This window comes from Mesorhizobium sp. WSM4822, from assembly GCF_055811155.1.
This window is the reverse complement of sequence record NZ_JBVVQM010000115.1, coordinates 1-232: the sequence shown is the minus strand read 5'-3', so window position 1 is coordinate 232 and position 232 is coordinate 1. Positions and strand designations below refer to the sequence as shown.

Sequence of the window (232 nt, the reverse complement as noted above, 5' to 3'; positions counted from 1 at the left end):
CTGCGCGACTGGTTCGCCGCCCATGATTTCGTCGAGGTGCAAACGGCGGCGCTGCAGGTCTCGCCCGGCAATGAGGCGCATCTGGCGGCTTTCGCCACGGAAGCGGTCGGGCCGGACGGTGCAAGGGCGCCACTCTATCTCCACACCTCGCCGGAATTCGCCTGCAAGAAGTTGATCGCCGCCGGTGAAACCAGGATTTTCAGCTTCGGTCCGGTCTATCGCAACCGCGAGC

The 232-nt window shown here is 64.7% G+C and carries 1 protein-coding gene; it reads left to right on the top strand.

The features are described from left to right. Positions 1 to 232 (top strand): amino acid--tRNA ligase-related protein (locus tag AC0L3E_RS34755; protein ID WP_473606935.1); only part of this gene is annotated, 232 nt, incomplete at both ends.